Below are 14,352 nucleotides of genomic sequence, written 5' to 3'. Positions count from 1 at the left end.
ACGGCGGCAGCCTTCAAAGTGCCGTCAGGAGGCGTCGGCCGCACCTTTCAGACCGAGGATACGGATGGCGTTCGTTCGGAACAGCTTCGTCCGGTCCGCTTCCGGCAGCTCGAGTTCGTCCAGCAGCGCCAGACAGGTCGCCGGATCCCAGCAGGGATAGTCGGTGCCGTACATGACGTTGTCGATCCCGTAATACTCGATCGCGAAACGCATCCCGGCCGAATGCGGCGACACGGTATCGGTGTACATGCGCCGGAGATAGGTGCTGGCTGGCCGCGGAAGCTTCGCGTTCTTCGTGTTCTTGTCCATGCGGCCGGACTGGTAGGGCAGGGCTCCGCCGGTATGCGAAAGTACCAGCTTCAGCCCGGGATGGCGTTCCATGATGCCCGACAGGACCAGGCGCGACGCAGCCACGCTTACCTCGATGACGCGGCCGAGGCTGAGATGCAGCGCCCCACCGTAGCCCGCGAGCATGTCGGCGAAGACGGCATCCGTCGGATGCAGGAAGGCGGGGACGCCGAGCTCGGCCAGCCGCGCGTAGAAGGGTTCGAGGCGCGGGGCGTCGATGTTCGGATCGCTGCCGATGCTGCCCGGAAGGTTGACCCCCATCAGGCCGAGCGTGCCAACGGCGTGCTCCAGGACCTCCAGCGCGACGCCCGTGTCGGCGAGCGGGATCGCGGCGCTGGCCCAGAACCGCCCGGGATGGGCGCGCTGGGCTCCCGCCATGTGCTCGTTCCATTTCATCGCCTCGTCGCGCCCGTGCGATGGTTCGAGCTCGGAGAAATAGACCGAGAATGGACCGATCGAGGAGACGACGTCGACCCGGTGGCCCAGGCCGTCCATGTGCGCGAGCTGCTCGTCGAGATCATACCAGGCGGCCCAGCTGCGGATGTTCCCGCCGCCTTCGGCGCGCCGCATGTAGGTGTAGCCGTCGAGGTCGTTGACCGCTGCGCGCGGGAACTCGGTGCGGCGGCACAGGTCCTCGAAGAAGGGTCGCGGCCACCAGTGGAAATGCGAATCAATGATGTGCATGGCCGTCCAGCTCCTTCCGTCTGGTTTCGCACAGCGACACGAACGCCTGCCAGAGCGCGGCCCGTCCCGCGGCATCGGAGCAGCCGCCGGCCTCCAGCCGCAGCCCCTCGGGCCGGTAGCCCGCCATGCGGTCGAATTTCATCCGCACGGCCGCTTCGGCCCCGTCCGAGCCGGAATCGGTCGCCAGCCGCGTCACCTGACGCCGCAACGTCCGGCCGCCGATGTCGACGCTGACCCGGCCCGACCAGGATCGCGGCCAGTCCGCATCGAGGTCGACCGCGGCTTTCGCCTCGACCCGCTCGGCGAACGCGAGGACCCGCGCCTCGGGCGCCGCCCTGCGCGCCACATCGAACAGAAGATCCGGGGCGAGCGCCGCCGCAGCAAGCTGGTAGGCCGCGCTCGACAGCGTGCTCAAACGGTCGGAAGGAACGAGCGGTCGCGACACCAGCGAATGGCTGGCCGTGGGCACCTCGACCAGAACGTGGCCGATCCGCGCCGGATCGATGCTCTCCTCGTCGAGGAGAAGGTGGAACGCCGCCACGGCCGCTGCGCCCTGCCGGGCGGTGGCGAAGGGCTTGTAACCGGTATCGGCGATCCCGAATCCGTTGCGCCCCGCCGGCGCCCCAGCATCAACGAGATGCGGCGCCGACTGGGCCGCCAGCCAGGCTTCCGAAACGAGGCCGGGATCGGCGGCGAAGCCCGCTGCCGCATCCGCCGCCGCCTCGATCCCGCGCTCGACCGCGCGGCCGAACGCGAGCCATCGCGCGGTGGCGTTGCCGACCGGCTTGCCCAGCCGTCCACTGCGTCCGGCCAGCGCCAGCGCCATGGTATTGGCAAGCCCCTCGGCGTCGCAGCCGCGCAGCACGGCCGCCGTGGTCGCAGCCATCAGCGGTGCCGCGAGGAAGGTCGGCCAGACCCCGGCTTCCATCGAGCGTGCACCGCCGATCGCCGTGCCGAGCCGCAGCCCCGCGGCATATCCGGCTGCGATTGCCTGGCCGAACCTCTCGGAACCGTCGGCGCCCGATCCATGCGACAATGCCAGCGCTACCGGAATGACGACCGCCCCGGGGGTGATGCAGGAGCCTAGATGGATATCATCTGTTTCGGAGAGGCGGGCGAGCGCGGCGGCGAGCGTCGCCTGCCCCTTCGGGTTGCGCGCATCGATCCGCCGCAGCAACAAGTCGCCTTCTTCCGTCGCCGCGCCCGCGAAGGCGGCGTTGAGCGCGTCCGCCACGCGCAGGTCGATCTCGACAGGAGCCTCCGCCTGCGTCAGCACCGCCTCGGCGAGACCCTTGAGCATCAGGCGGTTTCCGTTGCGCGGTCGGCGGTGGCGAGCGACATGCCCGGGATCACGGGCGTCGCCCCGATCCAGCCGATCCCGTCCAACCGCATGGCGAGGCTGATCACATAGAGCGCACCCGGGCGAGGCGGCTGCGCCGGCGAGGCGAGTGCCTGGAGGGGATAGGTTCCGCTGCAGCTTTCGATCAACGCAATCGGTTGGCTGCCGCCTGCGGCGATGGCGGCCGCCTCGACCTGCGGTGCCAGACCCCGCGCGGTGTCGAGGTTCGCCACCAGATCCGCGAACCAGGCGTCGAGCCGCGCAATCTGCCCGGCGGCCGCCGGGTCCGCTGAAAATGTGCGCGTGCGCCGGACCCAGGCACCCTTGTAGGCGACTGATGACCGGACGGCGAAGCTCCTGCCGAGCGCAACCGCGCCCGAGAGCCGCGCGAGTCGCAGGTCCGAGCCGGTGTCCGGCGCAATCGCGACGTAGGCCTCTTCCGCGCCGCCGAGGCGGGCAACCTGCTCCACGCGACCGACGACCGTTCCGGCCTCCGTCATCGCCTGGGGATCGACGGCGGCGAGCCCTTCTTCAGCCAGCGTCGCTGCACGCGACAGCAGGGCATGCTCCGTCGCGTCGACGTGGCCGCGGTAGTCCGCGAAGAGGGCGGTCGCATCGACCAGGGAGACGTGCGGCGCCGTGGCGGCGAGGTCGTCGTAGATGCCCGCGGGCAGCCCATCGATCTCGACCACGCCGATCCTGCGCACGTCCGGATGGTCTTTCAGCCACGCACCGACGTGGACACCGGGCCGGCGCGTGTTGACGACATCGCCCACTGGGTTAACCGTCTTGATCCAGCCGTTCATCCGCGTCGACATCGACGTCGAGAAGATCGGCTGGCCGGAGGCGGGGATGAACAGCAGCCCGTCCGCCCAGTAGGGAGAAAACGAGCTCATGTAGGCGACCGCCGCGGGTCGCACGAAGTTGGTATAGAGGATGATCGCGTCCAGCCCGTCTCTCGACATGGCGGCGCGGAGCCGTTCGAGGCGCGTGTCCAGCGCCTGCCGCGTGATTTCCTCGGGGTTCCAGACGATCAGTCCGCGACGCATCTCGTCCTCCTCACGCCGGTACGCTGAAAAGGCGGCGCGGCGTTCCCGTCAAGACCTCCGCCCCGTCCTGCCGCACGATGAGCGCGTCGCCATGCACCATGTAGCCGACGGCCGGATGATAGGTGTTGGGATGGACGATGATCGTCATCCCGGCTTCGAGCGGGATGTGCACGTCCTCCAGGATCTGCGGCTTGGTGTCGACATAGAGACCCAGCCCATGGCCGCGCACGCGCGTATAGGCGTCGGTGACGTATTCGCCGAGGCCGTGGCGGCGGAAGACGTCGTTTTCCGCACGGGCAACCTCGGATGCCAGCGCGCCGTGCCGCACCGAGGCGATGCCGGCTACCAGCGCCTCGTCGTAGACCGCGAAGGCGGCCCGCTGCCCGGCGCTCGGCTCGCCCATGACCAGCGTCCGGCAGATCTGGACGTAATATCCGCCGATGCACGGCGTCAGCTCGGTGGTGACTAGATCGCCCTTCTTGAGGCGCTTTCCGCTTGGGGGCGCCATGCCGCGCACCTCGGTCCCGCCGCAACCGAGGATCATGAAGTTGTCGTCGACCCCCTTGGAGCGATAGAAGGCCTCGACCTCGGCGACGAGTTCGTAGTCGGCGCGGCCGGGTCGTGCCGCACGGAGGAAGACCTCGTAGCCCTCGTCGGCGAGATGCGCCGCCGCGCGGATCGCATCGACCTCCGCGTCCAGCTTGCGCATCAGCAAAAGCTCGAGCTGCGGCGTCAGGTCCGTCAGGCGCAGCTCCGCCGAGCGCGCGGCGATGCCGCGCGGCAGGAGGTGCATGGGCGCGGCTGCGATGCGGGAGTTGCCGGCGTTTGCGAGCACCTTGCCGACCGCGGCGACGAGATCGGGCACGTGGACGACGGTCAGGCCGGGACTCTCGACACTGGCGCGGTCGGCCTCGAGCGGGCTGTCGAGATACAGCGTCACCTCGCCCGATTGCCGCATTACCGCAAGCCCCTGGCCTTCGAGGATCCCGAAGTCGGCGACGTAGCGCATGCAGTCGTTCTGCCACGCATTGCCGTAGACGACGAGCGTGTCGACGCCCGCCTCGTTCATGACCGAGGCGACGCGGTCGACCCGGTCGCCTGCAAGCATCGACGCGCCCGCCATTACTTGGCTCCGGCCAGTTCTGCGCCGGCGGCGGCCGGCGCGTAGCCGTAGGCCGAACGGGCCGCCTGCTCCGAGATCAGGCCGGCCTGCAGGTCCGCCTCCACTTCGCGCCGCGTACGGCGCGACGGATCGCCAAAACCGCCGCCGCCGGCGGTCAGGAAGGTCACCTCGTCGCCTTCCTCGAGCAGGATCTCGGTCTCCTTGTAGACCACGCGCTCGGCGCCGCCCTTCTTGCGCACCCTGCCTTCGTTGATCGCCGCCTCGTGGCCTCCGTTGAGGCCCCATGGCGGGTTCAGCGTCCGCTCGAAATTGATGTTGACCTTGCAGGTCTGCAGCACCCGATAGGTGAGCTCGAGGCCGAGGCCGCCGCGGTGCTCGCCAGGGCCCCCACTGTCCTGACGGAGCGTGTGGCGCTCGATCAGCACAGGATACTTGATCTCCTGCAGCTCCACGGGGGAGTTGCGGACGTCGCCCTGGCAGACCGAGACGGCGGCGGACTCGCCGTCTTCGTGCGGACGCCCGCCCCAGCCGCCGCCGAATATATTCATCAGCAGGAATCGCGTCCCGTCCTCGCGGAAGCCGAAGAACGAGCAGCCGCCCATGTCGCCCTTGTGGGCGGCCGGCACCTTGTCGGGCATGGCCGGGGCCAGCGCCTTGAGGATGGTGTCGATGACGGTGGGAAGCGCGATGCTCCACTGGCCGAGCGCGGCCGGCGGTTTGGCGCTGAGCATCGTTCCTTCCGGCAGGATGACCTTGAGCGGGCGGAAACAGCCTTCGTTGACGTCGACATTGGGCGACGTCAGGCCCTTGAAGGCGACGCGGGCGCCGGCGATGCCGCCGGAGCGCCCCGAATTGAGCGGGCTCTGCACCTGCGGATTGGTGCCTGTGTAGTCGATGGTGAGGTCGGACCCCTTCACCGTCACCGTGATCTTGATGCGCAACGGCTTGTCGAGGTTGCGACCGTCATTGTCGAGGAAGCTCTCCGCCTCGTAGACACCGTCTGGGATGCCCTCGATCACGCGCCGCGTGGTCGCCTCCGCCTGGTTCCAGACTTCCTCGATGCAGGCTTCCACCGTCGCCTGGCCGTAGCGGGCGAGGAGTTCGCCGTAGCGTTTCGCGCCGACCTGACACGAGGCGATCTGGGCGCGCATGTCGCCAAGGCTCGCATCCGGGTAGCGGACGTTGTCGCGGATGATCTGGAAGAGCGTGTCGTTCGGCTTGCCGGCCTGATAGATCTTCAGCGAACGCATCTGCAGCCCTTCGCCGAAGATTTCGGTCGTCGCCGACGATCCGAAACCCTGGCGCATGCCACCGATGTCGACCCAGTGGGCGCGGTTGGCGGCAAAGCCGACGAGACGGCCTTCGTGGAAGCACGGCGCGTAGAGGACGACGTTGTTCAGGTGCTGGCCGCAGACGTAGCCGTGGTTCATGATCAGCACGTCGCCCGGCTCGAAGCCGTCGAGGCCATAGCGCGCGATGCCGTCCTCCACCGCCACGCCCAGATCGGCGAGGAAGATCGGCAGACCGCCCCGGTTCTGGGAGATCATCCGGCCGCTGGTGTCGATCAGGCCGCAGCAATAGTCGCGCACCTCGTAGATCATCATGTTGTAGGCGGACTTGGCCAGCACATTGGCCATCTCGTCGCCATAGGCGACGATGGCATTGCGGACGACTTCCACGGTGATGGGATTGATCTGGGACATGGGGGGCCTCAGTGGGAAAGTCCGATGCGGATGATCAGGTGGCCGGTGTCGGCCACCGTGACGTGGTCGCCGGGCGCGACCAGCGTCGTCGAATTCTGCTCCTCGATCACGGCAGGTCCCTCGACGACGTCGCCGGGCCTGAGCGCCGGCCGCCAGACGATGCGTGCGTCGAGCGGTTTCGAGGCGTCGTCGAAAATCACCGGGCGGGTCGTGTCGTCGCGTTCGGCTTCTGTCTGCCAAGGCTCGCCGAGCCAGCGCTCCGCGAGCGTGTCCGCCCGGTCGGATGTCACGATGAGCCGGAGGTTAACGACTTCCATGGATTCGTCGGGGGCTGACTGGCCGTAGCGCTGGTCGTGCTCGACGTCGAACGCCGCCTTCAGTGCGGCATGGCCGTCGGTCAGATCGTCCGGATGCTCGATCGGTATGGGGATGGCGTGTTCCTGGCCGACATAGCGAAGGTCGGCAAAGAATTCGAAGCGCGCGGAGCCGAGCGCGATGCCGTCGGCCGCGAGATGCGCCCGGCCCGCCTCTTCGAGTTCCTCGTAGACCGTGCGCACCGTGTCTAGATCGAGCGTGCCGAGGCGCCCGATCAGCGTCCTGACGAAATCCTGCCGCCATGAGGCCATCAGCATGCCGAGGGCCGAGAACGTCCCAGGCAGCTTCGGGATGACGACGGTCGGGATGAAGATCTCGCGCGCGATCGAGCTGGCGTGAAGAGGTCCGCCGCCGCCGAAGGCGATCATGGCCGTGTCGCGCGGATCGACCCCCTTGTTGACCGAGACGGCGCGGACCGACAGCGACATGGCGCTGTCAGCGATGCGGATGATACCGAGCGCCGCTTCCTCCACCGACAGACCGAGGGGGCCGGCAATTTTCTCCCGGATGGCGCGACGGGACGCCTCAACGTCCAGGGGCATGCCGCCGTTGAGGAAGCGCTTCGCGTTGATGCGCCCGAGAACGAGATTGGCGTCGGTGACCACCGGATCGGCATTGCCCTTGCCGTAGCAGGCCGGGCCGGGATCGGCTCCGGCGCTCTGGGGGCCGACATGCGCGCCGCCGCCCTCGTCGATCCATGCGATCGATCCGCCGCCGGCGCCGACTTCGACGATGTCGACGACGGGCAGTTGCATCGGCTGGCCGCTGGCGTGGTCGCCGATGACGTATCCATCCTCGATCGCGGGAGCACCGTTGGTGATGAGGCTCGACTTCGCGGTGGTTCCTCCCATGTCGAAGCCGATGCACCGGTCGTAACCGAGCAGCGTCGCCAGGCGCCCGGCACCGATCATGCCGGCGACAGGTCCCGATTCCATCATCGAGACGGGCTGCCCCTGGGCGAGGTTGATGGACATCACGCCGCCATTGGAGCGCATGATGTGGACCTTGCCTTCGAAATCGACCCCGCGCAGATGGCTTTCCAGCTTTCCGAGGTAGGCTTTCACCCGGGGACCGATGAAGGCGTTCAACGCGGTCGTGGAGGTCCGCTCGTATTCGCGGTACTCGCGGAGGATCTCGTGCGAGAGCGTCACGAACAGGTCAGGCCTCGCCTTTCGCAGGATCTCCCCGACGCGGCGCTCGTGATCGGGATTGGCATAGGCGTGCAGCAGACACACCGCGACGGCCTGGATGCCGTTGGCGCGGAAGTCGTCGAGGATTGCCGTAAGCGAACTCACGTCGAGCGGCGTCAGCACCTCGCCGGCGGCGTTGATCCGCTCGTCGATCTCGTAGCGGAACTCGCGCGGTATCAGCGGTTTCGGCCTGTGGAAGAACAGGTTGAACGCCTCGATGCGGTTGCCGCGGCCGATGGCATAAACATCGCGGAACCCGCGCGTCGTGATCAGCGCGGTACGCGCGCCCTTGAGCTCGAGCACCGTGTTGATAGCTATGGTGGATCCGTGCAGCACCTCCGAAAGATTCTTCATGTCGCAGCCGGCAAGCCTGAGGCTCGTCGCGACGCCTTCGGTCGGGTCGGCGGGAACGGTCGACGTCTTGGACGTGACGATCTTCCCGTCGACGCACCCAACCAGGTCGGTGAAGGTTCCACCGATGTCGGTACCTACTATGTTCATGTCGATGATTCTCCCGAAGAGCCGCGCCTACGCCTTCCAGCGCGTGAAGCGTCGTTCTGCGATGCGGACGATTTCGTTGAAGGTGATGGCGATCACGGCCAGCAGGAAGATGATCGCATAGAGGGGGGCGGGATCCATCGTCTCCGCGAAGACCTTGGTGTAGTAGCCGATCCCCTGGGTCGAGACGTAGAGTTCCGCCAGGATGACCCCCAGCAGCGTCATGGTCATGCCGAGCCGCAGACCGGCAAAGAAGCTCGGCACCATGTGCGGGAAGATCACGTGCCGGAACAGGTCGATCCGGCTGGCACCCATCGACTGGGCGCCGCGGATGTAGAGCTGGTTGACGTTGCGCATTCCGGCGACGACGTTGACCAGGATCGGAAACACGCCGTGGCTAAAGCCGAACGCGATCTTGGACCCTGCTCCGAGGCCGAAGACGAGCACGAACAGCGGCAGAAGGACGACCTGCGGGATGGCGTAGAGGAGCAGAATGATCGGGAAGGTCGACCGGCGGCCGAAACTGGTCCAGCCAACGGCGAGCCCCAGCGCCAGCCCCACCGCGATCGACAGCCCGTAGGCGATCGTGATCTGCCAGATCGCGTTCAGGACGGCGGTGCGGATCTTCGCATCGGCCAGGACGGTGTCGAACAGGCTCTGCGCGACTTCCGTCAGCGGCGGGAAGAAGGTCGGGTTGGCAAGCAGCCGCGCATAGAGCTCCAGCACGACCGCCGCCAGGACTATGAGCGACAGCCGGGCCCACACGATCCCTCGGGGACCGCCGAAGAAGGCGCTGGCGCGCTGCAGCGGCGACCCGCCGTGGCGACTCATCGTGGTGTTGTCCGCAATCGACATCGCCTAGTGCTCCCGGCCCCGGCTCTCGACGTGCGAGACAACCATGTTGAGGATGATCGCAGTGACGATCACGAAGACGATCCAGGCGAACATCCGCGCTGGCTCCATCAGTTCGGCCGCATGGGCGATGTTGTTGCCGACACCCGACGCAGAGGAGATCGCCTCGCCGCCGAGGACCGACGCGAAGCAGATGAAGAAGCTGATGCGAAGCCCGGTTACCACGACCGGAAAGGCCGCCGGCAACAGGACGTGGCGAAACATCTGCGAGCGCGAGGCCCCCATCGACCGTGCCGCCTTGACGTAGTGGGCGCCGACGCCGGAAAAGCCCGCGATGGTGTTCAGCGCGACGGGAAAGAAGCCGTAGACCGCCCCATAGGCGACCTTCGATGCGGGCCCGATGCCGAACACCAGGATGAAGATCGGGAAGAAAAGGGTGATCGGCACGGCGAAGCATGCGGCGATCAGCGGCTCGAACAGCCTGGTGGAATAGCGCGACCGGCTGACGAGATAGCCGACGGCGAGACCCGAGACGACGGCGATGCCGTAGGCCTGGACGATGGAGGTCAGCGTCACCCCGACCGCCGACCAGAACTGCCCGCCGGAAACCAGCCTCGCAAAGGCCCGCCACACCGCCTCCGGGTGAGGCAGGAACAGCGGCGTCACCATTCGGTTGGCGGCCAGCGCCCACCAGACAAGGCCGACGGCGACGAGGAACCCGACTTGGATCGCGCGCGTCGCGAGCGTGTTGCCTTCCTTCCCGTTCATGTCAGCCTCCGTGCAGCGAGACCGGCGCCGACACGGGATCGCGCATGGCGGCGGTCGCCGCGCGAATCTCGTCCCTCAGCAAGGCATAGAGCTCGTTGCGCAACTCGCTGAAGCGCGGCTCCAGCATGAAGTCGGGGGATCGAGGATGCGGCTCGCCGACCTCCACGACCGTCTTGATGCGCCCCGGTCGGGCGGTCATGACGATGATGCGGTCCGACAGGAAGACTGCTTCGGCGAGGCTGTGGGTGACGAAAACGATGGTCTTGCCGGTTTCGGCCAGCAGGGTCGAGAGGTCCTCGCCCAGCACCATGCGGGTCTGTTCGTCAAGCGCGGCGAAGGGCTCGTCCATCAAGAGCACGTCGGTCTTGAGCGCGATGCCGCGGGCCATGTTGACGCGCTGGCGCATGCCGACCGACAGCTGGTTGGGATAATGGTTCGCGAAGGTCGCCATGCCGACCGACTTCAGCGCCTTCATCGTGCGGTCGGACCACTCCGACTGCGGCACGCCCTGGAATTTCAGCGCGATGTTGAAGTTCTCGACGATGGTGTACCAGGGGAACAGCGTGCTCTCCTGGAACACGAAGGAAATGGCGTCGGGCGTCGGGCCCTTGATCTCGCGCCCGTCGATCCGCGCGCTACCCGAACTGGCATCCATCAGCCCACCGATGATGTTGAGGAGCGTGCTCTTGCCGCAGCCGGAGGGGCCGAGCAGGCAGACGAACTCGCCCTTGCGGATGTCCAGAGACACGTTGTCGAGCGCAAGGACCGACTGGTTCGACTTGGCCTCGCCGAAGCGCTTGCTGACGTTCTTGACCGATATGACGACCGGGGACGAGGATCCGTCCGTCGCGGCGCGGAATGCGGGCGCGTTCATCGTGTTTCCTGTCTTCGAGGGAAGGAGCGCGGCCGGACCGGCCGGCCGCGCGCGCCGTGTCAGAACTTCACCGGGATGAATTGGTCGGTGTAGAGTTCGGAAATCTCGGGCTCGTAGTCGAGAATGCCGAGTTCGACGTAGGACTTCTTGAGGACGTCGATCGCGTCCGGATCGAACGTCCCGTCCACGGACATCATGCCCATCTCGGTATCGAAGACTTTCGCGACGATGTGCTCGCTGACCTTCATCTCCGCCGCGGAGACCTTGATCGAGCTCTCCTTGTTGTCCTTCATGTGCTGGACGGTCATGAACCAGCCCTTCAGGAACTTCTCGATGACCTCGGGGCGGTCTTCGATCACCTCGTCGCGTGCGAAGATCACGTGTGTGTGGAAATGCGGGACGAGGTCACCGAAGTCGACCAGCACGCGCGCCATTCCCCGGTCTTCCAGGTCGTAGCCCTGTACTGTTGACGTGACGCTGGCGGGCAACTCGCCCGATTCCATCGCGGCGAGGCGCGTGCGCATCTCGCCCATCGCCACCGGCTGGAGCCGGTCGTCACCTTCCCAGCCCTTCTGGCGGTTGAGCTCATCGACGATCCAGGCCGTCAGCGAGCCTGCCGTGGTCACGCCGACGCGTTGGCCCTTGAGATCGTCGATCGCGTTGAGGTCGGACTTAGCTCCGACCACGAGCGCCATGTTACGCGGCGGACCGGCGAGCGTCGCCACGGTCTTGATCGGCACGCCCTTGGCGGCGTAGGCCATGCTCGGACCCGAGCCGAGACCCACGTCGAGTTCACCGGCGGCGAAGGCCTGCTGCATCTTGGCATCGCCCGCGAAGGCGAAGAATTCTATATCGAGTCCGACCTTTTCCCAGATGCCGGCCGCTTCGCCGACCTGGAGCGCGGAAAACGCGAGGGAACTCGTCACCGATTTTCCGACGCGCAATTTATCCAGTTCCTGCGCCATCGAACTGCCGGAGAACGGCAGGCCCGTTCCGAGCGCGAGAAATGCGGCCACGGCCACTCGTCTGGTCAATTTCATCGTATTCCTCCCTAAAGCCGGACCTCTACCGGATCTTGAGCCGACGACAGCTACCTCCCGCCAGCGCAACCCGACTGTTTCACCATGGCTTCGGCCGAGCAACCGGTCTTCACCCTATCGGCAGTCATAGCCTTTAGGCTTTGAGATGGACATAAGGGCAAAGCTGCCACCACTCGCCGAGTGGAGAGTTTTACGCTCGGCATGTCGTCGGTCGGAAAAAGGGAGTTCCAACTGGCTATGAACGAAGTCCATCGCCCAGTTCTGGCTGCAGCGCAGCTTCAGTTCGAGCGATTCCGAGGTGCCAAGCGATTGAAATCCCAGATCGCCAGCGGCAACTCCGACGCGGCTGCGATCACCGTCGATCGGCCTCTTCCGGGCAGTGGTTGCCGTTTCGGGCGCAGCAGCGCCTCCGCAGCGGCTTTCCGACGCGGTGCCCTCATCTCGATCCCTTCCCAGGCGAAATCCGGCGCTGGTTCAGATACCGTTCGTTCCGTCCGAGCCGATATAGGCGATCCGGAGCAGGTTCGTGGCGCCGGGCGTGCGCAACGGCACGCCGGCGGTGACGATGATGCGGTCGCCCGCCCGGCCGAAGCCTTCAGCGAAAGCGATGCGGCAGGCGCGGTCAACCATGTCGTCGAGATCGCTCGCATCTGGCGTGACGACGCAGTGCAGGCCCCACACGAGCGAAAGACGGCGGGCGGTCTCCACGACGGGCGAAAGCGCGATGATGGGCACGCGCGGTCGCTCGCGCGCGGCACGCAGGCCAGTGGTGCCCGAGGCAGTGTAGGTAACGATGGCCGAGAGCCTGAGCGTTTCCGCGATCTGGCGCGCGGCGAGCGATATTGCGTCCGCGCCCGTCGCTTCCGGCTCGGAGCGCTGTGCGTTGATGATGCCCGGGTAGGTGGGGTCCTTTTCCACCTGCACCGCAATCGCGTTCATCATGGACACCGCCTCGACCGGATACTGGCCGGCCGCCGATTCGGCCGACAGCATGATCGCGTCGGCGCCCTCGAAGACGGCGATCGACACGTCCGAGACTTCGGCGCGCGTCGGTACGGGGGCGGTGATCATCGATTCCAGCATCTGCGTGGCGACCACGACCGGCTTGCCGGCGCGCCGGCAGGCGCGGGTTATCTGCTTCTGGATGCCGGGCACCGCCTCGAGCGGCATCTCGACGCCCAGGTCGCCGCGCGCCACCATCAGCGCGTCGGACAGTTCGATGATCTCGGCGAGCCGCGCGACGGCCTGCGGCTTCTCGATCTTGGACAGGATGGCCGCGCGTCCGCGCGCAATCTTGCGCACCTCGGCGAGATCCTCGGGACGCTGGATGAAAGACAGCGCGACCCAGTCCACCTCGGCCTGCAGAACGGCGTCGAGGTCGCGCCGGTCCTTCTCGGTCAGAGCCCCGAGCGGCAGGTCGGTGTCCGGAAGGCTGACGCCCTTCTTGTCCGAAATCTTCGTGCCCGCCACCACGACGGCCTCGATCGACTTGCCGTTCGTCTTCACGGCCTTCAACTGGAGCTTTCCGTCGTCGATGAGCAGCCGGTCGCCCGGCTTCACGGATACGAGGATCTCCGGATGCGGGAGGTGGACGCGGGTGGCATCGCCCGGCGCGCGATCGTCGTCGAAGGTGAAGGTCTGGCCGACGTCGAGCGGAACGGAGCCCTCGGCAAAGGTCCCGACGCGCAGCTTCGGCCCCTGGAGGTCGGCGAGGATGCCGATCGGCCGTCCGACCGCCCGCTCTATGGAGCGGATGCGCCCGACGAGCGTCCGCATCAGGTCGTGGTCGGCATGGCTCATGTTGATGCGGAAGACATCGGCGCCCGCTTCGTGGAGCTTGCGGATCATCGCCTCGTCGGACGATGCAGGTCCCAGCGTCGCCAGAATACGAACCTTGCGGTTGCGCCTCATTGAGTACCCGCCCCGGTTACGGCGGCCGTCCCGTCAGGCGCGGGATCGTCGGTCAGCTGGACCATCCAGCTCGCCTGTTCGCCGGTATCGTATTCCTGGAAACCGGCGCGCTGGAACCCGCGCGGAATGCAGTCGCGCACCCCGACAATCTTGAATTCCTTGTCGGCGACGCACATGTTGATCGGACCATCCCAGCGACCGCCGCGTTCGGCATCTTCGGCATAGAGATAGTAGTAGCGCGACGAGAGAGGTCCCTCGATCAGGGTCTTGCAGGTGGAACCTTCGACATGCCACCACCCTTCGGTGATCCATCCGCCTGCCGCTCGATAGCCGATCGACACGCCAACCAGGCCCTGCGTCGCGTTGCAGACACGGAAGTCGGCGCGTGCCGATCCCGACGTCATCATCAGGGCCGCGAAAGCTGCGGTCACCGTGGCCGAAGCCGATGCGAGGCGAGCAATACCTCCAACAGCCGGCAATGCCATGCGCGTGCCCCTTGCCCCTGGACGAACCATGCTTCGTAACTCCTTTTCGGAAATGCGCGGTCCGATGTCAACGCGCGCCGAACCGGGCCATTCAATCGGTTAGCCGCACAACT

At 66.7% G+C, this 14,352-nt stretch carries 12 protein-coding genes; all 12 read right to left on the bottom strand.

Translation table 11 applies throughout. The features are described from left to right. Positions 1-24 precede the first annotated feature (24 nt). The 12 genes from ABGN05_RS08825 to ABGN05_RS08770 all read right to left on the bottom strand — a co-directional run bounded on the left by ABGN05_RS08825 (position 25) and on the right by ABGN05_RS08770 (position 14,305). Positions 25-1,032 (bottom strand): amidohydrolase family protein, encoded by a 1,008-nt coding sequence (locus ABGN05_RS08825; RefSeq protein WP_367953638.1) that lies wholly within the window; start codon positions 1,030-1,032, stop codon positions 25-27. Further along, on the bottom strand, positions 1,019-2,332 hold the full coding sequence (locus ABGN05_RS08820; protein ID WP_367953637.1) for an MmgE/PrpD family protein: 1,314 nt from the start codon (positions 2,330-2,332) through the stop codon (positions 1,019-1,021). Before ABGN05_RS08820 ends, ABGN05_RS08825 begins: the two co-directional genes overlap by 14 nt. Then, complete coding sequence (locus ABGN05_RS08815) at positions 2,332-3,420, bottom strand: aminopeptidase P family N-terminal domain-containing protein (protein ID WP_367953636.1); 1,089 nt, start codon at positions 3,418-3,420, stop codon at positions 2,332-2,334. Before ABGN05_RS08815 ends, ABGN05_RS08820 begins: the two co-directional genes overlap by 1 nt. A 10-nt stretch (positions 3,421-3,430) precedes the next feature. Continuing rightward, positions 3,431-4,543 (bottom strand): M24 family metallopeptidase, encoded by a 1,113-nt coding sequence (locus ABGN05_RS08810; protein ID WP_367953635.1) that lies wholly within the window; start codon positions 4,541-4,543, stop codon positions 3,431-3,433. Further along, positions 4,543-6,246: a hydantoinase B/oxoprolinase family protein gene (locus ABGN05_RS08805; RefSeq protein ID WP_367953634.1), complete on the bottom strand. Its 1,704-nt coding sequence runs from the start codon at positions 6,244-6,246 to the stop codon at positions 4,543-4,545. The genes ABGN05_RS08810 and ABGN05_RS08805 overlap by 1 nt, the downstream gene beginning before the upstream one ends. An 8-nt stretch (positions 6,247-6,254) precedes the next feature. Next, positions 6,255-8,312, bottom strand: coding sequence for a hydantoinase/oxoprolinase family protein (locus ABGN05_RS08800; RefSeq protein ID WP_367953633.1), 2,058 nt, complete (start codon positions 8,310-8,312; stop codon positions 6,255-6,257). Between the two features lie 27 nt (positions 8,313-8,339). Beyond that, the gene (locus tag ABGN05_RS08795) at positions 8,340-9,164 is read right to left on the bottom strand and encodes an ABC transporter permease (RefSeq protein ID WP_367953632.1); all 825 of its coding nucleotides are present in this window, start codon (positions 9,162-9,164) and stop codon (positions 8,340-8,342) included. A 3-nt stretch (positions 9,165-9,167) separates the two neighbouring features. Then, on the bottom strand, positions 9,168-9,929 hold the full coding sequence (locus tag ABGN05_RS08790) for an ABC transporter permease (protein ID WP_367953631.1): 762 nt from the start codon (positions 9,927-9,929) through the stop codon (positions 9,168-9,170). A 1-nt stretch (position 9,930) separates the two neighbouring features. Beyond that, a complete protein-coding gene (locus ABGN05_RS08785; RefSeq protein WP_367953630.1) occupies positions 9,931-10,803 on the bottom strand; it encodes an ABC transporter ATP-binding protein in 873 nt (290 codons plus the stop codon). Between the two features lie 59 nt (positions 10,804-10,862). After that, positions 10,863-11,843 carry an ABC transporter substrate-binding protein gene (locus tag ABGN05_RS08780; protein ID WP_367953629.1) on the bottom strand — a complete coding sequence of 327 codons (981 nt, stop codon included), beginning with the start codon at positions 11,841-11,843 and terminating at the stop codon, positions 10,863-10,865. 474 nt (positions 11,844-12,317) lie between these two features. After that, positions 12,318-13,754, bottom strand: coding sequence for a pyruvate kinase (gene pyk, locus ABGN05_RS08775; RefSeq protein WP_367953628.1), 1,437 nt, complete (start codon positions 13,752-13,754; stop codon positions 12,318-12,320). Further along, positions 13,751-14,305 (bottom strand): DUF1036 domain-containing protein, encoded by a 555-nt coding sequence (locus ABGN05_RS08770; protein ID WP_373695923.1) that lies wholly within the window; start codon positions 14,303-14,305, stop codon positions 13,751-13,753. Before ABGN05_RS08770 ends, pyk begins: the two co-directional genes overlap by 4 nt. Positions 14,306-14,352 lie beyond the last annotated feature (47 nt).

Source organism: Aquibium pacificum (genome assembly GCF_040839445.1).
Taxonomy (GTDB): domain Bacteria; phylum Pseudomonadota; class Alphaproteobacteria; order Rhizobiales; family Rhizobiaceae; genus Aquibium; species Aquibium pacificus.
The sequence above is the reverse complement of the archived record's forward strand: the minus strand, read 5'-3'. Positions and strand labels throughout refer to the sequence as shown.